Source organism: Mycolicibacterium sp. 624, assembly GCF_040548615.1.
Lineage (GTDB): Bacteria > Actinomycetota > Actinomycetes > Mycobacteriales > Mycobacteriaceae > Mycobacterium.
In genome coordinates, this window is sequence record NZ_JBEPRZ010000001.1 from 575858 (window position 1) to 595162 (window position 19305).

Sequence of the window (19305 nt, forward strand, 5' to 3'; positions counted from 1 at the left end):
CGAGGCCTGCTCGTCAGCTCACGACAGCGTCGATCGCCCGGTAGATGCGCTGCTCGCTGACCGGACGCGGGGTGCCCAGCTGCTGCGCCCATAGACTCACCCGAAGTTCCTCGATCTGGCGGGCGATATCGCGCACGTCCGCGCCGGCCGCCCGGCTCGGCGACAGCGCGCCGAGCAGTTCCTCATACGCCCCGCGAACCGCGTGCACTCGTGCCATGCGTTCCCGGTCGGCTTCCACGCCATGCGGCAGCCGATCCAGGCGTCTGCCGATGGCCAGCAGATATCGGTTCAGGTCGGCCAGATGCGCTGCGCCCGTCCGGGTGACGAAGCCGGTTGGCAGCAGCGCAGCCAACTGTGCCGTGATGTCGGCGATGGCGGCAGCCTGCGCCCCAGGCGCCTTATCGGGAATCGCGACCCGCACGTCATGCGCGGCGACCAGGACCTTCTCCACCCGCTTGACCACGTCGAGAGTCGTCGAAACCAGATTCGCCGCCACACGGTCCCGAAGCTTTGCGAAATCGGCTCTGATCCATGCTGGTTCGCGCACCAAGGCGTCCACCGCGGCATCGGCACAGTCCTCGATGAGGGCGCTCAGTGAGCCATCCGGGTTGGCGCCGAGCACCAGGCGGGTGCGCGTATCAAGTGCGCGCTCAACGGCTTTGACCGGGGACGCCACTTCCAGTCGCAGCAGCCGTCGGGTTCCGGCGCCCATCGCCGCCTGCTGCTCGGCCGCCGTCGCGAACACATCCAGAGCAACGGCCGCACCGGCATCGACCAAGGCCGGGAATCCCCGCACGGTGTGCCCGCCACCGGAACTCTCGACACTGCGCGGTATCTCGTCGAGGTCGGCGGGCCATCCCCGCAGCCCGGTCCGGCGCAGGTCTCCGGCCACCGCGCCGGCGACGGCCTGCTGGATCGGCGCGGCCAACCGCTCCTTCAGCTCATCGAGATCCTTGCTCCGGGCGATTTCAGCACCGTCGGTGCCCTCGACCGCGAACGTGACCCGAAGGTGGGCAGGCAACTTGCCGATGTCGAAGGCGTCGATCGGCACCAGTACGCCGGTGCGCCTGCGCAGTTCGCGTTGCAGTGCCTCGAGCAGTGACTCACTGCCGGGCTCCATGGTCTCGAGCACGGCACGGGCGGTGTCGGGTGCGGGCACGAAGTTGCGTCGCAGGTCCTTGGGCAGCGACCGGATGAGCGCGGTCACCAGTTCCTCGCGCAGGGCGGGTACGTGCCAGGCGAATTCGTCACCACCGAGGCGTGCGAGGACCTCGACCGGTACATGCACCGTGATGCCATCGTCGGTCGCGCCCGGCTCGTAGCGGTAGGTGATGGGCAGGGTGAGGTCACCCGCCTGCCATGCGTCGGGCTGATCGACGTCGGCATCGTTGCGCAGCAGGTCATCGCGGGTGAAGGTGAGCAGGTCGGGTGTGCGATGCCGTTGCTTCTTCCACCAGCCGTCGAAATGCCGCGCCGAGACGACCTCGGCCGGGATCCTGCTGTCGTACAGCGCGTACAGCTCGTCATCGCCGACCAGCAGGTCGCGACGCCGGGCCCGCTCCTCGATCTCGGCGAGGTCCTCCAACAGCCGGGTGTTATCGCGGAAGAAGTGGTGGCGGGTCTGCCAGTCTCCCTCAACGAGCGCGTGCCGGATGAACAGTTCCCGGGCCAGCACCGGGTCGACCTGGGCGTATCCCACCCGACGCCGCGGCACCAGCGGCAGGCCGTAGAGCGTCACCCGCTCGAAGGCCATGACCGCGCCTCGCTTGGCATCCCAGTGCGGCTCGCTGAAGGTGCGCGCCACTAGGTCCCCGGCGACGCGTTCCACCGTCTCGGGTTCGATGCGCGCGGCGACGCGGCCGAACAGCCGGCTGGTCTCCACCAGGTCGGCGACGACGATCCAGCGTGGCGGCTTGCGCGTCAGCACCGATCCCGGTGCGAGGACGAACTTCGAGTTGCGCGCACCCTGGTAGTCGCGCGAGTCACCCTCGCGCAGACCGACATGGCTCAGCAACCCCGCGGTCAACGCGGCGTGCACCCGAGTCGGGTCGGCAGGCTCTGGATCTCCGGACTCGATGATGCCCAGGTCCCGGGAGATGCTGCGCAGCTGCCCCACCAGGTCCTGCCATTCCCGGATGCGCAGGTAGTGCAGGAACTCGTCGCGGCACATCCGCCGAAATGAGCTGCCGGAACGTTCCTTTCGCTGTTCGCCGAGATAACGCCAGAGGTTGAGGAACGACACGAAGTCGGAGTGCTCATCGGCGAAGCGAGCGTGCTTCTGCTTGGCCGCGTCCTCACGATCGGTGGGTCGTTCCCGCGGGTCGGGGATCGAGAGGGCCGCGGCCAGCACCAGCACCTCGCGCACGCATCCCTCGGCGTCGGCCTGCAGGATCATCCGGCCGATCCGGGGGTCCAGCGGCAGCTTGGCGAGGCGGCGCCCGATGTCGGTGATCGCTCCGGCACCGTCGAACGCGCCGAGTTCCTGCAGCAGCGTCACACCGTCTCGAACGCTTCGCCTGTCGGGCGGATCGAGAAACGGGAACTGCTCCATATCGCCGAGGCCCAGCGCCGCCATCTGCAGGATGACGGCGGCGAGGTTGGTGCGCAGGATCTCCGGATCGGTGTAGCGCGGCCGGGATTCGAAGTCATCCTCGGAGTACAGCCGGATGCACACACCGGGCGCGGTCCGTCCCGACCGGCCCGCCCGCTGGGAGGCCGACGCCTGCGATATCGGTTCGATGGGCAGCCGCTGCACCTTGGTCCTGCGGCTGTACCGCGAGATCCGCGCGGTACCCGGGTCCACCACGTACCGAATGCCCGGCACGGTCAGTGAGGTCTCGGCGACGTTGGTGGCCAGCACGACGCGGCGTCCAGAATGCCTCGGCGCGAACACCTTCTGTTGCTCGGCGGTGGGGAGCCGCGCGTACAGCGGCAGGATCTCGGTCGGGAGGCGATCACTCTTGAGCGCATCGCGCAACGCCTCTGCGGTGTCCCGGATCTCGCGTTCACCGGACAGGAACACCAGCACGTCACCGGGCGGCTCGGCCTCCAACTCCCGCACCGCGTCGACAATCGCCTCGGTCGGATCACGAAGCTCGGTGCGCACGATCTCGTGATCGGGGTCGTCGGGATCATCGTCGCCGTCGGCCGGGATCGCCACTTCCAGTGGCCGGTACCGGATCTCGACCGGGTAGGTACGCCCGGACACCTCGACGATCGGGGCCCCGCCGCCAGATCCATGTTCGGCCCCGCCGAAGTGCGCGGCGAAGCGCCCCGGCTCGATGGTCGCCGAGGTGACGATCACCTTGAGATCGGGGCGGCGCGGCAGCAGTTCGCGCAGGTACCCCAGCAGGAAGTCGACATTGAGGCTTCGCTCGTGGGCCTCGTCGAGGATCAACGTGTCATAGCTCAGCAGCCGGCGGTCACGTTGTATCTCGGCGAGCAGGATGCCGTCAGTCATCAGCTTGATGAGCGTCCGGTCGCTGGCCTGATCGGTGAACCGGACGGTGTAACCGACGGCCTCGCCCAACGGTGTGCCCAACTCGTCGGCGATGCGCTGCGCCACCGTGCGCGCGGCGAGTCGGCGGGGCTGCGTGTGCCCGATGGTGCCGCGTATCCCGCGGCCGAGTTCCAGGCAGATCTTCGGCAGCTGCGTGGTCTTGCCCGACCCGGTCTCGCCGGCGACGACGACCACCTGGTGCTCGCGGATGGCGGCGGCGATCTCGTCCCGACGCTCGCTCACCGGCAGGTCGGGGTAGGTGACGGTGGGGACGGCCGCGGTTCGGGTCGCGATCAGCGCCTCGGCCGAGGCGATCTGCTGGGTGAGACGCTCGAGGTGTTCGGGGCTGGGGTCGCGGAGGTTCTTCAGCCGCCGGCTCAGCCGGGCCGCGTCACGGATGCTGACACCCGACAGGCGGTCACGCAGTGCGCGGACGTCGGCGCGGGGCGGTTCGGACACTCGGTTGAGGATAGGCGGTCAGCCCGCACCCACCGTCGTGAGACAGAACGGGTGCCCGGCGGGATCGAGCAGCACCCGCCACATGGTTGGTCCGGCCTGGTGGTCGGCGAGTCGGGCACCCAGCGCGACAGCCCGTTGCACGGCGTCATCGAGGTCGGTCACCGAGATGTCCAGGTGCATCTGCTGGCGCTGCGGCGGGCCCGGCCAGGTCGGGGGCACGTGATCTTCCACACGCATCATCGCCAGTATCTGCGTGCCGTCGGTGATGGCGATGACGCTGCCATCCGGGGTTTCCACTAGCCTTCGCATCCCCAGCAGCGCGCCGTAGAAGTCCGCGAGTTCGGCCGGATCGGCACAGTCAATGGAGGTCGCCGCCAGTCGTCCCACGGGTTCGGCCGGGACTTCGCCCGTCGGAGTCGTCACAGCCTCCACCTTGACACGACGCTGCGACAGTCGTCGCGCGGTGGCCGTCGGCGTGGGCCCTGCACAGGACGTCGAATTCACCCTGTCCGGCAATTTCGGCTTACATGGACACAGTGAGTCGACGACATCTGGGACGCAGCTGTCCGTCGGCTGCGACGATTCTGGTCCTCGTCGGGGTCCTCGTGAGCGCGGGCTGCGGCACACCGGTCGATGGGCCCGCGGGGTCACTGAGCACCACCACCCCGCCCCTGACGCCGGGCACCAGCACGACGCAGCCATCGAGCAGCTCGGCGCCGACGGGACCCCTGGTGGCCTATCGCACGGCGGGCGAGATCGGGATCGTCGACGGGACCAGCGTCGTGGCCTCGGCGCCCGGCAACTTCGCGTCACTCAACGATCCCCTCACCACCGAGGACGGGCGGTTCGTCTTCGCGCACGCCGCCGACGGCGACGTCGTCGCTATCGAGGTGGCCACGAAGAAGACCAGCGCGGTGCCCGTGCCACCCGGCGTGCGGATCGGCACGGGTGGCGGAAGCACCATCGTCTGGCTTGAGCAGCCGGGCCGGTTGATGCAGGTGGACCTGGCCGACACCGCCCCGGGCCCGACACTGCGCCAGCAGATCGCCCTGCCCGCCGTGTCGGTCTCACCGGCCCCTGCGTCGAGGCTGCTGACCGCGCGCGGCGGCACGGCCGTGCTCGCCAGGGTGGAGTCCGCGTCATCGGCTGACGGCGGTCCCGAGACGTTGTACGCGGTGCGCGCCACAGGTGAGCCGACCTCGCTCGGCGTCGTCGACGCCGACACCCCAGTGGCCGCTGCGACCCTCAGTCCTGACGGCAGCCGGCTGGCGTACGGGCTGTTCCGGCCCACCAGCGACACGTGCGGGACGGCCGCCGTTGTGGTCACCAGCGCCGACGGCTCCCAGCACACGTTCGATGTCGCCGCACCGGACGCGCAGACCGGCTCGCAGGTGATGCGCATGTGGTGGGAGCAGACGGGTCCGATGGAGCTGAGCCTGGCCACGTGGCGGTGCGATCCGAAGAGCTACTACTCCCCGCTGGTGTGGGAGTTCGGCGAGGACCGCCTCAAGGAGGTGGACCCGCGGACGGTGGCGCTACAGGCCGCCGACATCGTGCCGGGTCAGCGCGCGCTCATCATCCCGCAGGGCGGCGAGACACCGGAGGACGCGGGAACGCTGGTCGTCGAGGACAGCGGACGACGCATCCCCGTCAAACCCGGCGTCGACACGATCGACATCATCCCCGCCGCCGCGCCGTCGTGACGGGCCGCGATCAGGGCGAGGCGAGCCGACGCGCCGAGCCCCGGCTGCGCTGGTAGAGGACGCCCACCGCCGCGACGACCTCGATGACGGCGATCGTCGTCGCGACCGCCATCGGGGCCGGCATGCCCGCTGCGCTTGCCGGGATCTCACCGCCGTGACGGTGCCCGGCGGTCGGCATGTGGAGGGCAACCATGGCGATGTTCATGGTTGCGACCAGCACCCAGGCGCGGGAGGTCCCGCTGATCCAGAGGTCGCGGGCGCAGTACAGGCACACCGCGGCCATCGTCAGCATCACCACGACGGCCGCGGAACCGGTCGCGTGACCCACCGCGACGCCGTGCAGCACCGCCGAGCACACCGCCAGCGCCGCGCACGCGCGGCGTCCGAGCACGCTCAGCGCAGCGGTCATGAGCCGATGGCTCGAGACGTGGCGTCAGTCGGTGCATCCATGGTCGTCCTCCGTGTCCATTGTCGGCGAACCGGCGCGGGTCTGCTCTGTGTAGACCGCGAATGGACGCAGAAGTCATCGTGGATGGGCTCAGTGCGCGGGCGGCACACCGAGGGCGAGCAGGGCGGTGTCGTCGTCCACGCCGGCGCCGATGTCGGCCAGCAGTCGGCTGAAGGCTCCGACAATCTCCCCGGCCGTGGCCGGCGCGCGCTCACGCGCGAAGCGCAACAGCCCGCCGTCATCATCGAAACGCTCCTTGTCGCCCCTGGTCCGCGCCTCGGTCAGGCCATCGGTGTAGAGGAGCAGCGTGTCACCGGGACCCAGGTGGACCGCAACGGAGGCGAACTGCGGGTTGCGGAACATGCCCACCGCCTGCCCGCCCGGCGTGGGCACGTACCGCGCCTCGCCGTCGGCGCCAAGCAGCAGCGCGAAGGGGTGCCCGCCGCTGGCCATCTCGATCTCGAAACCCGCACAGTCCCTGGGACACTCGCACGCGCCACACTTGGTGATCACACCGAACAACACGGTGCAGAACCGCCTTGGATCGTAACCGCCGGACTCATGGGCCAGCATCGTGTCCAAACTGCGCAGTACCGCCTCGGGGTGGTCGTCGTTGACCGCTGAGGCGCGCAGCGTGTACCGCGTCAGCGACGTAAGCGCGGCCGCCTCGGCGTCCTTTCCGCAGACGTCGCCGAGGAAGAACGCCGACCGGCTCCGCGTGAGGGGAAACAGATCGTAGAAGTCTCCACCGACCTCCGAAGCGGATGCGGCGTGGTAGTACGCCGCCGCCTGCAGGCCGGGCGGTGGCGACAGCGACGGAGGCAGCAGCGAGCGCCGCAGTGTGGTGGCGAGGACCTCGGCGCGCTCCTGGGCGACCTCGGCACGACGGCGTTCGACGAGCAGCTCGTGTTCATAGGACCGTCTGTCGCTGGCGTCCTGAACGGTCACCCGGATGAGGTCGGGCCGCCCCGTCGCGTCGTATCCGACATTCGCGCTGACGAACGCGGGCAACCGGCTGCCGTCGGCAGCAACCAGGTCCACCGTGATGCCATTGAGCTTGCCGACCATCTGAAGCACCGGCGCGAGGTGCGTCTCGAAGTACATCCGCCCGCCGACGGTCAGGAAGTCGGAGAACGGGTGGCCGACCAGGTCCACGGGTGCGCGGCCCAACCAGGTTGCGAGGGTGTGGTTGGCGGCGGTGATCGTGCCGTCGAGTGACATCGCGAGGATGCCGCAGGGCGCGTACTGATACAGGTCGTGCTCGGACATCAACGCGTTCCGATGAACTCGATGATCGCATCGGCCGTGTCTGCAGGTGCGCTCACGTGCGGGCAGTGCCCCCACGCGTCGAGCGTGACCAGCGTGCTGCCCTCGATCTGCCGGTGCACGTAGGAGCCGACCTCGCGTGGCGCCAACGTGTCGTGTGCGCACTCGATGATGAGCGTCGGCACCGCGACCCGATTCAGGTCGTCGCGGTTGTCGGAGAGGAACGTCGTCCGCGCGAACACTCGGGCCATGGCGGGGTCCGTTCGGCAGAAGGTGTCCGCCAGCTCATCGCCGAGTTCGGGTCGATCCGGGGTGCCCATGATATTGGGTGCCATGGTCCGAGACCAGCCGAGATAGTTGGCCTCCAGCGAGGCCAGCAACTCGTCGACGTCGGCCCGGGAGAACCCTCCGACGTATCCGTCGTCGTCGAGATAGGACGGGGACGGTGTCAGCAGGACGAGCTTGGCGAAGGGCACCGGATCGGCGGCGACGGCAAGTACTCCCATCATCGCCGCCACGGAGTGCCCGACGAACACGACATCGCGCAACTCCAGGTCGTGCAGGATCTCGAGGATGTCATCGGTGTACCCCTGCAGCGTCGAATACCGCTGTTCATCCCATGCGCCCGGATCCGCTGCACCACAACCGACGTGGTCGAACAGGACCACTCGAAACCGTGGTGCGAGACGGTCGACGACACGGCGCCAGAGGTTCTGGTCGCAGCCAAAGCCGTGCGCGAGCACCACTGTCTGACCGGTCGGGTCACCGACCACGTGCACGTTGTTGCGCGTGCGCACGTTCACCGTCCACCCCCTGCACTCGGCGTCACCGGACAGTCGCTACTCCTGCTCAGGCTGGCGATGCTCCGCTAACGATGCCAGGCGCCTCGTGCACTCACGATTGCGGGGGGCTGCGGCGGCAAGCGCGAGTCGCTTGGGCAACCAGCCGAGCGGCGCACCGACGGGCACCTCCGCCATCTCGACGCGACATCCCTCCTCGATGTCGAACAACCGCAGGGTGATCCGTGCCTTTCCGAACGGCCTGCCCTTGGCCAACAGCACCAGGCGCTCGAGCGGTACGGACTCCTCGACGACGGTCGCGTCGTCCAGCAGGACGGGCCACACTCCGAGGGAGTGCTCGATGGTGGTACCCGGCCTCGGCCAGTCGGAGTCGACTGCGCGCATCCGGCTGTTACCCACCACCCACTGCGAATAGGTCCAACCGTCGGCCAGCACGTCCCACACGCGCTGGCGTGAGGCGGCGATGTCCCGCTTCACCGCCAACGAACTATCTGCATCGTCGAAACTGGCCATCAGACAACACCTCTCACCGCCGCGACGGGATCGACCACCGAGTAATCGATGGGTCGACCCACTGCCGTTTCGCCTACCCGGAGGTGCCGGCGATCAAACACGGCGCGCGGTCAGTGGGCGGTGAGCATGACGTACTGCGCTGCCACCTGCTGGTGGGCATCCTTCAACTGATCCGCCTGAACCTCGATGGCGTACCGGTCACCCGAGGCAACGCAATAGAAGCCCTTCGGGAACTGCAGGCAGCGACTGCCGGGGAGTGCCGGTACGGGGTCGGCCGCGCTCACACCGTCGACCGAGACCTCCTTGCCGAACGAGTTCGCGACCAGGCTCGCTGACGGCGCATCCTTGGCCTCGTAGACGTTCGCCTCTCCCATCGCGACGACGGTGACCCCGGCGTCCTCGAACAGCGTGGCCGAGCCGACCGGATTGCTCTGGAAGTGCACGGCCCCGCGGGGGCTGTAGGCGGCGTTCTTGCTTGCCGGGGCGGTTCCCGCCTCGGCGGGGATCGTCCGGACAAGCAGCCCGGTGGGGTCGAGCGCGACGTCCGCGAGCGCGTCTATTGGGGTCGGGGTGAACTGGTCGATCAGCGGCCCCTGCAGGTCGATCGCCTTCGCCACCATGGCCGCGGCGGGGTCGAGCACGTCGATCGACTGGGCCATCTGCATGAGCACGAACGGCCCACGCGGTGTGAACGATCGAACGGCCGCCCATGGCCGTTCCGTGCCGTGCGGCGTGAACGGATAGGTGGATGCGACGGCGTCGGCATGGCCGGGGATCGCGGTGCTCGTCGGGGTGACCCCCTGGATCGACTGCTGCGCGGCGGCCTGACTCATCTCGCCCGCGGCTGCGGTGGCGGCGGCCGGGTCAGGGAACCGCAGCACCCCGTTGACCAGGATGCTCTTGTCGGGGGCCTGCCGAGCTGACACGAACCCGCCGACCATGCCGCGTTGCTCGGCGGCCACTGCGACGGTCGCCGGTCCGATCTGCTCAAGCGCCGCCGGTGCGGTGATGAGGTAAGTGCTCGACAGGTACGGGTAGACCATGTCGGGGTCGACGTCCCACGGGCCCACGATGAAGTCGGCCATGTGCTGGGTCTCGGCGACGATGCCGGCCGGGGCGTTGCCCGCGACGCCCAGTGCAGGCCGGGGTGTGGTCGGGTAACCGCCCACGTCGAGCTTGTCGGGGCTGACGATCTGCGCGGGTGCCGGTGCGGGTTGCTGCTCAGCTGTCGGGGTTGCCTGCTCGGTCGGGCTGCCGCATGCTGCGATCATCAGTGCTCCCGCCAGGGCTGCACCGATTCTCGTGGCGCGCCGCATCGTGGTGCTCTCTCGTCGGTTCATCGTGAGTAAACCTATCGGGGCCGCCCAGATGTGTTGGCCGTTCACGCCAGGGCAATCCTGCGTCGTCCGTACCCTGGAGCATGTGAGCCTTGCACCGGGTGCCTCAGTCGCGCTTGACGACTTCTTCGCGCGCGAGTTGCCGGAGATGTCGATCCGATGGCAGGCCGCGACGGCCGACAATCCGCGGCTGCTCGTCCTCAACGATGTGCTCGCCGACGCTCTCGGCCTCGATCCCGTGTGGCTGCGCAGCGCCGATGGGCTGCGGTTCCTGCTCGGCAACTCCGTGCCCGACGGTGCGACGCCGGTGGCCCAGGCGTATGCGGGTCACCAGTTCGGCGGTTTCGTCCCGCGCCTCGGCGACGGGCGCGCGTTGCTACTCGGCGAGTTCAGGACCGACGACGGTCTTCGTGATCTCGCGCTGAAGGGCTCGGGTGCCACCCCGTTCTCACGCGGCGGCGACGGCCTCGCCGCGGTCGGACCGATGCTGCGGGAGTACGTGATCAGCGAGGCGATGCACGCGCTGGGAATCCCGACCACGCGCTCGCTGGCCGTCGTCGCGACAGGCGGTCAGGTGTACCGTGACACCGCGCTTCCCGGAGCGGTCCTCGCCCGGGTCGCGGCCAGCCACCTGCGGGTCGGCAGCTTTCAGTACGCGGCCAACCACGGTGACCGCGATGTGCTGCGCCGATTGGCCGATCACGCGATCGCCCGGCATCATCCCGCCGCCGCGGACGCCCCGAATCGCTATGTCGCACTGTTCGACTCGGTGGTCTCGGTACAGGCGGAGCTTATCGCCAGGTGGATGCTCGTTGGCTTCGTGCACGGTGTGATGAACACCGACAACATGACGATCTCGGGTGAGACCATCGACTATGGACCGTGCGCGTTCATGGAGGACTTCGATCCGGTGACGGTCTTCAGCTCCATCGACTACGCCGGCCGCTACGCCTACGGCAACCAGCCCGCCATCGCGGCGTGGAATCTCGCCCGGTTCGCCGAGACGCTGCTACCGCTGATCGACGACGACGCGGATCGTGCGATCAAGGTCGCCACGGCCTCCCTCGGCGCGTTCGGCCCGCAGTACGAGCGGGCGTGGTCGGCCGGGATGCGCGCCAAGCTCGGTCTGCGGCCCGATGTCGACGACGAGCTCTTCACCGCGCTCAACCGCGACCTGCTCGACCTGCTCGCGCAGAGCCCCGTCGACTACACGACGTTCTTCCGGTCGCTGAGTGCGGCCGTCCGCGGTGACACCGAACCGGCCCGGGGTCTGTTCATCGACTTGGCGGGAATCGATGCGTGGCTGGCGCGTTGGGCTCCGCTGGCCACCGATGCCGATGCGATGGACCGAGTGAACCCGCTGTACATCCCGCGCAATCACCTGGTCGAGGAGGCCCTCGCCGCGGCCACCGCCGACGACCTGGCGCCGCTTCAGCGCCTGCTGGAGGCGGTCAGCGCCCCGTACGACGAGCGCCCCGGCCTGGAGCGCTTCGCCCAGCCGGCCCCGCCGGACTTCGGCGACTACCAAACCTTCTGCGGCACCTAGCTTTCCCCGCCGAGATCTACACAATGGTCGTGAACACGCCCTCGCGAACAACCATTTCGCAGGTCTCGCGAGCGAATGGCACCCAAAGGAGTCTGTGTCCGTAGTCTCGGGGTCGTGCTCGATCAGGCGAAGCGGTTCATCGCATTGGCGTTCCTGCTACTGATCGCGGTCGCGGTCGGCGTGGATCAACAAGCCCGAGGGTATGAGGCGTCAACCGCTCCCGCCGGGGACTTCAGCGCCGAGCGGGCATTCCGGATTGTGCAGGATATAGCGCGCGAACCGCACCCGATGGGCACACCCGCACACGCCCGTGTTCGCGAGCGCCTCGTCAGCGAACTCGCAGACATCGGGTTGGAGCCCGAAATTCACGAAGGGGTCGGACGGTGGCCCGAAGACATCGACCGCGACACGATCTCCGTTGGCCACGTCTCCAACATCATTGCGCGGGTGCCGGGTTCAGATCCCTCCGGCACGATCTACCTTGCGGCGCATTACGACTCGGTGCCCTCCGGGCCCGGCGCCAACGATGACAGTGTCGGAGTCGCGGCGGTCTTGGAGACTGTGCGGGCGCTGCGCAGCGCGGGAAGCGCGCTGCGCAACGACGTGGTCGTGCTGCTCACCGACGGTGAGGAAGCCGGCCTGCTCGGCGCCGAGGCCTTCGTGCACGCCCTGCCACAGAGCACACAACCGGGGATAGTGATCAACCACGAGGCGCGCGGTGCTGGTGGTCCACCGTTGCTCTGGCGGGTCACCGCGCCGGACGGGGGTCTGATCCGAGCCGTCGAAGGTGCCGCGCCTCATCCCGCGGCGGACTCGTTGTCGACGGCGCTCGGCGCCAGCATGACGTCCAGCACCACCGACCTCGCTGCGTTCGGGCCGGGTGGGCTGGCGGTGCTGGATTGGGCATACGTCGGCGGCGGAGCCTACTACCACAATCGCTTGGACGACCCCGCCCACGTCAATCTGGCAACAGTGCAGCAGATGGGTGACAACACCATTGCGCTGACGCGGGAACTGGGACAGCGCGACCTGGCATCGCTCAGCGACGATCGCAATCGGTCGTATTTCCAGCTGCCCGCCGGTTTACTCGTCGTGTTCCCCTCCTGGGTGACAATCGCCCTCGCCGTCCTCGCGCTGGTCGGGTTGGCCGTTGTCGTTGGGTTGGCGCGGCGTGCGGGCGAAGCCACGCTCACACGCGTGCTGGCGGCTGCCGTGACCGCGCTGGCCGCGGCGGCCATCGCCGTGGCGGCGACGTTCGGTCTTTGGTGGGTGCTGTCGACAGTCCGCCCCGGGTACACCCTGCTGGCCGATCCGTACCGTCCATGGCCGTACTACGGGGCCATGGTGCTGCTCGCCGTGGCCGTGCTGCTGATGTGGTATGCGTTGTCGCGCAAATGGTTCGGGCCGAAGTCGGCATTGCTGGGAATGCTGTGCTGCGTTGTGGTCGCTGGCGCAATTCTGACGTTCACCGTGCCCACCGCCGGCCACCTCTTGGTGATCCCCGCTGTCGCGGCCCTCGCAGGTTGGCTGATCACGTACACAGGGGGTCGGGGGCACGTGGTGGTGATGGCTGTCGCACTGGTCCCGGCAGCAGTATTCCTCAGCGGAAGCATCTGGCCGAGCATTCAGTTAGGCGTTGGCACAGCACCATTCGCAGTCGTTCCTGCAGTGGTGCTGCTCACGGGGTTGATGCTGCCCTTACTCGAGGTCGGGCCGCCGGCAGCCCCGCTCTCGCGGCGTTACGCCTGCGCACTGCCCGCGGTGCCACTGGCGCTGGCGCTCGTGTTGGCAGCGACGGGACTCGCAGTGGATCGTTTCGATGAATCACATCCGATGCCGTCCGAGCTGAAGTACGCACTCGACGCCGACAACGCTTCCGCACAGTGGATATCGCGGATGCCGCCGGATCGATGGAATGGTGGTTTCGTTTCCGACGCGTCCCCCGAGGGAGCGTTCAGCGAACTGTGGAGTGAGACGTCCCACAGCGGCCCCGCCGCGGCCGTCGACCTTCCGGCTCCAGCGGTCGACATCACGTCAGACACCGTCGAATCCGGCGATCGCCGGCTGCGACTGCGGCTGCGCTCATTGCGCGGCGCGACCGCTATCGGAGTTCATTTCGAGGCTGCCGACATCCGTTCTCTTACGGTGGCTGGCCGAGATATCACACCGGTACCCGCGGACGGCTTCCGCTTCTACGCCCCGCCTCCAGAGGGTTTGGAGGTCGAGATCGTTGCACCCTCCGGTCCGCTGACGCTGCGCGTCAGCGACTACCTGTGGCTTCCCGATTCCGGACTGCCGGCCTTCGAACCACCGCCCGCGGACATGTTTCTGGCGCAAGACAGCGAAAGTGCGGTGTTCACGACACCCACCATCTAGCCCTCCGACCACGCTGCGACCGGGAACTGCAGAAACACGCCAACGTCGTGGTCGACCACATCAGCAATCGCCTCGTGCAGTCCATCAGCGCGCGCTTGCCTGGAGTCCACTCGGGACGCCGTCCACTTCGACCGCACCTCGATCACGATGTCGAGACCGCCGGCGTCCCATTCGCCACGCTTCCGGAAGCGAAGATCCACATCTCCAGGCTTCAAGGTCCCGGGAACGTACGGCTCCTCGGGACAATTGACAGCGAGGCTCACCGCATGCGGAAGAACCTCTTGCAGTCGCTCAAGTTCACTGGGCGTTACCGACGACACGTAGGCGATCTCCACCAAAGGCACTCAACGAGGATAGCCAGACCGGCGCGACCGGTATGTGCGTTCATACCTACCGTCGTGTGCCACAGTACTTCTGTGAAGTACGTGCAGAATTGGCGGTTCCCCGTGGTGGACTGGTCATCGACGCGGGGCAGGATTCTGCTGGAGGCCTCGGTCCTCTTCGCGCAACGCGGCTACTTCGGTACCTCGACGCGTGACATCGCCGAGGCTGTACATATCAAGCAGCCGTCGCTGTTTCACCACTTCCAGGCCAAGCACGAGATCTTCCGGACCCTCATCGAACTTGATCTGGGCCCGTCGATCGCCCGGATGAACGAGCGATTGAGCGAGGACACGAGCTGGGCCGAGAAATTGCACCTGTCCATTGCGTACGACGTCCGCGAGATCCTGCAGCAGCCCTTCGATGCGCGAGGGCTGTACCAGGACGCCGTGCTCGCATTGGACGAGTTCGCAGCCGAGCGTGAGGGCATCGCGCTGTTCCACGGCCAGCTCGAGCAGGTGATCGAAGGCGGTCGCGAGGCACGAGAGTTCGTCGCAGTGGAGCCGAGCTTCGTGGTGCGGGCGATCAACGGCGTACTCTTCGAAACCCTGCGCGAACAGGGCGGACCTACCGGTGAGATGCGTATCGACCGACCGCTTCAGGCGGCATCGTTCCTCCTGCGCTCCCTGCTTGAGGATCAGTCCCGCCTTGCGGGCATCCGCGAAGCCACGTCCGCTCGTCTGAATGAACCTCGCGACGCGCAATAGTTCCCTATCGTTCGATAGACTGCGCCGATGTGTCCAGTCGAATCTGCCCCCGCCGTGCGAGGTAGTGCCTTCGTACGACGACATCTGCATCTATGGCTGATGATGACGCTGACAGTGGTCACCGGAGCCCTCGACGCGGTCGGCTACCTCGGCCTGGATCGCGTCTTCACCGGAAACATGACAGGCAACGTCGTCATCCTCGGAATGGGTATCGCGGCGGAGGACGGCCTGCCCGTCGCCGGGCCTCTGATCGCCCTGTTCGGCTATGTGCTTGGTGCCGCCGCGGCGGGCAGGTTGCTGCGAGGGCGTCGCAGCGGTTGGAACACGGTGATCACTGCCACGATCCTGGTCAACGCCGTCGTGCTCGCCGCCACGGCGACGGTCCTGGTCTTCGTTCCGGAGGCGGGCGCCACAGTCACCGGCGTCCTAGTCGCCGCAACCATCGCCGTTGTCATGGGCGCTCAGGCGTGTACCGCGCGCGTCCTCGCGGTGACCGATATGACCACCGTCGTCGTGACGTCCACGATCACGTCCTACGCGAGCGAGACACTCTTCCTCGGCGGGTTCGCCGCGCTGCGGCATCGCCGGCTGTGGGCCGTCGTCGCGATCTTTGCGGGTGCGTTGGCCGGCGGTTTGATGATGAAGATCCACATCAGCGTCCCGGTCTACCTGGCGGCGGTCGCCACGCTTGTGACTGCGCTTGTGGGACACCGCTATTGGAACGGCGCGGCCAAGACCACCTAGGTAGGTTTCACCCGGTCGACGACAGCTGTTCGAGCACACCGGGCTGACGCCATGCCGGGCTGGGAATGCTGGCCTTCAGGCGCTGGGTGTAGGGGTCACGAGGGTCGCGCAGCACCCGGTCAGTGGCGCCAGACTCGACCACTCTGCCGTGATGCAGCACCACAACGTCCTCTGTGAGCTGACGGACGACGGCCAGGTCATGCGATATCAACAGGTAGGCCGTGCCGAGTTCGGTGCGGAGGTCGGCCAGTAAGTTCAGGATCTGAGCCTGGATCGAGATGTCCAATGCCGCAACGGCTTCGTCGAGAATGATGATACGAGGCTCGACTGCGATCGCGCGGGCGATGGCAACTCGCTGGCACTGACCCCCGGACAACTCGCGCGGAGTTCGTTCACGCTGTGCCGCGGACAACCCGACAAGGTCGCAGAGCTGCTCGATGCGGGCGCTACGGGTCATACCGTTGCCCGGCGGATGGAGGCGCAGCACCTCGTCGAGGCATTCACGCACGGTCGCACGCGGATCCAGCGAGCCGTAGGGATCCTGGAACACCATCTGCATCAGACGGGCGCGATCGCGGCGCGCCCGCCGTGTCGTCGCCGGCTTGGTGACGTCGCGTCCCAGCACGCGGACCGTGCCCGTGGTGACGGATTCCAGACCCATGATGATCCGAGCCAGAGTGGTCTTCCCCGAACCGGATTCGCCGACGATGCCTAGATCGCGTTCGGGGAGCATCCGAAACGAAGCCCCGTCCACCCCGCGGGTCTGGACGCCCCGACGCGTGAATATGCGCGAGACATCGGATACCTCGATGAGCGACTCCGGTGTACTCGCGTCAGTCATGGATCTCCTCCGCACCGGTTGAGAACGTCTCGCGGTCCTCGGCCGTGATGACCGGGAGGCGATGCGGACGTTCGTCGATTGATGGCCGCGATCTGAGAAGCGCGACGGTATAGGGATGTTGGGCACCGGTGTGCAAATCGCCTGCGGCGATCTGCTCGACGATCCGCCCGCGAAACATCACACAGACGCGATCGCACAGCGCACCGGCGAGTTCGAGGTCGTGCGTGATGAACATGAGGCCGAGCTCACGCTCTCGACACGCATGTCGCAGGATGGCCGCGACCTCGGCTTGACGTGTCACGTCGAGCGCGGTCGTGGCCTCGTCGGCGAGCAGGAGCCCGGGGTTGGTCGACAGCGCGGCCGCGATCACCGCACGCTGCAGCATTCCGCCCGAGTACTGGTGCGGGTACTCGTCGAGCCGGCGCTCCGGATCGGGAATGCCGACCTCGTTGAAGAGTTCCACGGCACGTTGCCGGGCAGCGGATCGCGACATGCGGCGGTTCACCCGCAGCGCCTCGGTCACGTACTCCCCGACCCGGGCCACCGGGTTGACGGCGGCTCGCGGATCCTGGAACACCATCCCGAGGTCGACGTCCCGGAACCGGCTGAGCTCGCGAGGCGTGAGGCGCAGCACGTCGTGGCCGTCGAACAGGACGTTGCCGGTCGTGGTCGCCGCCGCGGGGAGCAGTCTGGCGATCGCATTGGCGGTCGTGCTCTTGCCGGAGCCGGATTCGCCGATGAATCCGACGATCTCGCCGCGACCGATGGTGAAGGACACGTCGTCGAGCGCGACGGTGCCGTCGGGCATCGTCACACTCAGCCGATCGACTTGCAGCAGAGCACTCATCGTCGGTCACCACCGATGCTGGCGCGGTCGGCGATGCGGTCACCCACGAGCGACACGCAGGTCACCACGATCACCAGGGCGATGCCGGCATAGAGAGATTCCTCCCAGTACCCCTGCAGCAGTCCGCGTTGCCCCTCCGACACCATCAGCCCCCAGTCCGATCCCGGCGGTTGAACGCCGAGGCCCAGGTAGGACAGTGCCGCGAGGTCCACCAGCGCGTAGCCGAAGCAGATCGTGGCCTGTGCGAGCATGGTCGGCGTCACGGCGGGTAGCAGGTGGCGCAGCGCCATTCGCCAACGGGATTGACCGATCGTCACCAACGCCGTCATGTAGGGCAGCGACATTTCCCCGATCGCCACGCTGCGCACGATCCGCCCCACAAACGGAATGTACGAAATGGCCAGGGCCATCACGGCAGTGGTGAATCCGGGTCCGAGAACCGCGACGGCGAGGATGGCCAGCAGTAGACCGGGGAACGCGAAACCGACGTCGAACAACCGGCTCAGCACCCGGTCGACCCATCCGCCGCACATGGCGGCAATGAGCGCGAGGGCGGTTCCCACCGAAGCCGAGATCAGCACGACGATGGTCGGTCCGAGCAGGCTCGACCGCGCGCCGTACAGCAGTCGGCTGAAGATGTCGCGGCCCGAACCGTCGGTGCCCAGAAGCGCGCCCGGCTCGGATGGACGATAGGTGCGCGCGAAGTCGACGGCCGACGGGTCATGGGACGCGATCAGGGGTGCGAACAGGGCCAGGAGTACGACGACCGCGATGACCGCGGTGGCCACCATGCCGGCGACGCCAAATCCGTTGCGGTGCTTGTTGGCCGGCCGCCGGCGACGCAGCGACTCCATCAGGATGGCGGTCATGACTTGATTCCGACCCTGCTGCGCACGCGGGGGTCTATGACGACCTGAAGCACATCGACGATGAGCACCACGATCACGACGACCGTGATCAGGAGCAGACAGACGGCTTGAACCACGGCGAAGTCCTTCTTGGCGACGGCCTCGGTGAGAAGTGACCCGATGCCGTCCAGGGCGAAGGCGCGCTCCACCACAACGGATCCGACGATGAGGCTGGTCAGGGTGAGACCCACCACCGTGGCAACGGGAGTCAGTCCGTTTCGGAGGATGTGTTTGGTCACGATGGTGCGGGTCGGAAGACCACGCGCCGTCGCGGAGCGAACGTGGTCGCGGGCGGCCTCCTCCTTCAGCGCCGCCCGTGTCACTCGGATGACGTACGAGCAGGACGCCAGTGTCAGCGCCAGCACCGGCAGGGTCAGATGATGCAGACGGTCGACGAAACCCTCACCCGACCCGAAGGTGGGGAACCAGCCGAGTTCGACGGCGAACACGAAGATCAGCACCGCGGCCGCGACGAACGAGGGCACCGCGACGCCGACAGATGTGAGTCCGAGGATCACGTCACTGATCGAGCGGCGGGCCAGGGCCGCCACGATGCCGAGCCCGACGCCGACGACGACGATGACCACCAGTGAGTACGCAATCAGCGCCACCGTCGTCGTCATGCGCGGCCCGAGAAGGTTCCACACGTCGTCGCGGTAGTTGATCGACTGGCCCAACTGCCCGGTCAGGATGTCGCCGAGCCAGCTGATCCACCTGGTCAGGAACGGATCGTCGAGGTGGTACTGCTCACGAAGCACCGCGATGGCCTCGGGTGACAGCGTGCGGTTACCGATCAGGTAGGCCAGCGGATCGCCCGGGGCGACATACAACGCGCCGAAGATGAGGAACGACGACAGCAGCAGCGTCACAACTCCCTCGGCCAAGCGCGTTGCGATGAAGCGAGTCACGTCGAGTCCGCGGCGTCGAGCC

General features: G+C 67.7%; 17 protein-coding genes. 5 read left to right on the plus strand and 12 right to left on the minus strand.

The window, feature by feature from the left end:
* Positions 1–13: 13 nt before the first annotated feature.
* Entirely contained in the window at positions 14–3958 is a 3945-nt protein-coding gene (gene hrpA / locus ABIA65_RS02635) for an ATP-dependent RNA helicase HrpA (protein WP_354522517.1), read from the minus strand.
* 18 nt (positions 3959–3976) lie between these two features.
* Positions 3977–4381 (minus strand): VOC family protein, encoded by a 405-nt coding sequence (locus tag ABIA65_RS02640; protein ID WP_241401945.1) that lies wholly within the window; start codon positions 4379–4381, stop codon positions 3977–3979.
* Between the two features lie 104 nt (positions 4382–4485).
* Between ABIA65_RS02640 and ABIA65_RS02645 the strand changes: the two genes are divergently transcribed.
* On the plus strand, positions 4486–5661 hold the full coding sequence (locus tag ABIA65_RS02645; RefSeq protein WP_241401946.1) for a hypothetical protein: 1176 nt from the start codon (positions 4486–4488) through the stop codon (positions 5659–5661).
* Positions 5662–5671: 10 nt separating this feature from the next.
* Here the strand turns inward: ABIA65_RS02645 and ABIA65_RS02650 are convergent, their stop codons facing one another.
* The 5 genes from ABIA65_RS02650 to ABIA65_RS02670 all read right to left on the minus strand — a co-directional run bounded on the left by ABIA65_RS02650 (position 5672) and on the right by ABIA65_RS02670 (position 10028).
* Complete coding sequence (locus tag ABIA65_RS02650) at positions 5672–6070, minus strand: hypothetical protein (protein ID WP_354522518.1); 399 nt, start codon at positions 6068–6070, stop codon at positions 5672–5674.
* A 129-nt stretch (positions 6071–6199) separates the two neighbouring features.
* Positions 6200–7378 carry a SpoIIE family protein phosphatase gene (locus ABIA65_RS02655; protein ID WP_354522519.1) on the minus strand — a complete coding sequence of 393 codons (1179 nt, stop codon included), beginning with the start codon at positions 7376–7378 and terminating at the stop codon, positions 6200–6202.
* Positions 7378–8178 carry an alpha/beta fold hydrolase gene (locus ABIA65_RS02660; protein ID WP_241401949.1) on the minus strand — a complete coding sequence of 267 codons (801 nt, stop codon included), beginning with the start codon at positions 8176–8178 and terminating at the stop codon, positions 7378–7380. The genes ABIA65_RS02655 and ABIA65_RS02660 overlap by 1 nt, the downstream gene beginning before the upstream one ends.
* A 36-nt stretch (positions 8179–8214) precedes the next feature.
* Positions 8215–8688 (minus strand): SRPBCC family protein, encoded by a 474-nt coding sequence (locus ABIA65_RS02665; RefSeq protein WP_241401950.1) that lies wholly within the window; start codon positions 8686–8688, stop codon positions 8215–8217.
* 110 nt (positions 8689–8798) lie between these two features.
* Positions 8799–10028 (minus strand): DUF7373 family lipoprotein, encoded by a 1230-nt coding sequence (locus ABIA65_RS02670; protein ID WP_354522520.1) that lies wholly within the window; start codon positions 10026–10028, stop codon positions 8799–8801.
* Between the two features lie 82 nt (positions 10029–10110).
* Between ABIA65_RS02670 and ABIA65_RS02675 the strand changes: the two genes are divergently transcribed.
* Both ABIA65_RS02675 and ABIA65_RS02680 read left to right on the plus strand, forming a co-directional pair.
* Positions 10111–11571 (plus strand): protein adenylyltransferase SelO, encoded by a 1461-nt coding sequence (locus ABIA65_RS02675; protein ID WP_354522521.1) that lies wholly within the window; start codon positions 10111–10113, stop codon positions 11569–11571.
* 114 nt (positions 11572–11685) lie between these two features.
* Positions 11686–13947: a M20/M25/M40 family metallo-hydrolase gene (locus tag ABIA65_RS02680; protein WP_354522522.1), complete on the plus strand. Its 2262-nt coding sequence runs from the start codon at positions 11686–11688 to the stop codon at positions 13945–13947.
* On the opposite strand, the gene ABIA65_RS02685 is transcribed toward ABIA65_RS02680, so the two are convergent.
* Complete coding sequence (locus ABIA65_RS02685; protein ID WP_354522523.1) at positions 13944–14291, minus strand: hypothetical protein; 348 nt, start codon at positions 14289–14291, stop codon at positions 13944–13946. The two genes, ABIA65_RS02680 and ABIA65_RS02685, sit on opposite strands and share 4 nt — an antisense overlap.
* A gap of 72 nt (positions 14292–14363) precedes the next feature.
* Between ABIA65_RS02685 and ABIA65_RS02690 the strand changes: the two genes are divergently transcribed.
* Entirely contained in the window at positions 14364–15035 is a 672-nt protein-coding gene (locus ABIA65_RS02690; RefSeq protein WP_354522524.1) for a TetR/AcrR family transcriptional regulator, read from the plus strand.
* Between the two features lie 99 nt (positions 15036–15134).
* Positions 15135–15779, plus strand: a complete 645-nt coding sequence (locus ABIA65_RS02695; RefSeq protein ID WP_354522525.1) for a YoaK family protein — start codon at positions 15135–15137, stop codon at positions 15777–15779.
* Positions 15780–15786: 7 nt separating this feature from the next.
* Here ABIA65_RS02695 and ABIA65_RS02700 read toward each other — a convergent pair whose 3' ends face one another.
* The 4 genes from ABIA65_RS02700 to ABIA65_RS02715 are packed head-to-tail and all read right to left on the minus strand — an operon-like array spanning position 15787 to position 19283.
* Complete coding sequence (locus ABIA65_RS02700) at positions 15787–16620, minus strand: ABC transporter ATP-binding protein (protein ID WP_354522526.1); 834 nt, start codon at positions 16618–16620, stop codon at positions 15787–15789.
* On the minus strand, positions 16613–17467 hold the full coding sequence (locus tag ABIA65_RS02705) for an ABC transporter ATP-binding protein (RefSeq protein ID WP_354522527.1): 855 nt from the start codon (positions 17465–17467) through the stop codon (positions 16613–16615). Before ABIA65_RS02705 ends, ABIA65_RS02700 begins: the two co-directional genes overlap by 8 nt.
* Positions 17464–18336 (minus strand): ABC transporter permease, encoded by an 873-nt coding sequence (locus tag ABIA65_RS02710; protein ID WP_241401959.1) that lies wholly within the window; start codon positions 18334–18336, stop codon positions 17464–17466. Before ABIA65_RS02710 ends, ABIA65_RS02705 begins: the two co-directional genes overlap by 4 nt.
* On the minus strand, positions 18333–19283 hold the full coding sequence (locus tag ABIA65_RS02715; protein ID WP_354522528.1) for an ABC transporter permease: 951 nt from the start codon (positions 19281–19283) through the stop codon (positions 18333–18335). The genes ABIA65_RS02710 and ABIA65_RS02715 overlap by 4 nt, the downstream gene beginning before the upstream one ends.
* Between the last annotated feature and the right edge of the window lie 22 nt (positions 19284–19305).

What these genes read in the sequence shown, in the direction of transcription:
- ABIA65_RS02645 (WP_241401946.1), top strand. Translation starts at nt 4,486, where the DNA reads ATGGACACAGTGAGTCGACGACATCTGGGACGCAGCTGTCCGTCGGCT.
- ABIA65_RS02650 (WP_354522518.1), bottom strand. Translation starts at nt 6,070, where the DNA reads ATGACCGCTGCGCTGAGCGTGCTCGGACGCCGCGCGTGCGCGGCGCTG.
- ABIA65_RS02655 (WP_354522519.1), bottom strand. Translation starts at nt 7,378, where the DNA reads ATGTCCGAGCACGACCTGTATCAGTACGCGCCCTGCGGCATCCTCGCG.
- ABIA65_RS02665 (WP_241401950.1), bottom strand. Translation starts at nt 8,688, where the DNA reads ATGGCCAGTTTCGACGATGCAGATAGTTCGTTGGCGGTGAAGCGGGAC.
- ABIA65_RS02670 (WP_354522520.1), bottom strand. Translation starts at nt 10,028, where the DNA reads ATGAACCGACGAGAGAGCACCACGATGCGGCGCGCCACGAGAATCGGT.
- ABIA65_RS02695 (WP_354522525.1), top strand. Translation starts at nt 15,135, where the DNA reads ATGATGACGCTGACAGTGGTCACCGGAGCCCTCGACGCGGTCGGCTAC.
- ABIA65_RS02700 (WP_354522526.1), bottom strand. Translation starts at nt 16,620, where the DNA reads ATGACTGACGCGAGTACACCGGAGTCGCTCATCGAGGTATCCGATGTC.
- ABIA65_RS02705 (WP_354522527.1), bottom strand. Translation starts at nt 17,467, where the DNA reads ATGAGTGCTCTGCTGCAAGTCGATCGGCTGAGTGTGACGATGCCCGAC.
- ABIA65_RS02710 (WP_241401959.1), bottom strand. Translation starts at nt 18,336, where the DNA reads ATGACCGCCATCCTGATGGAGTCGCTGCGTCGCCGGCGGCCGGCCAAC.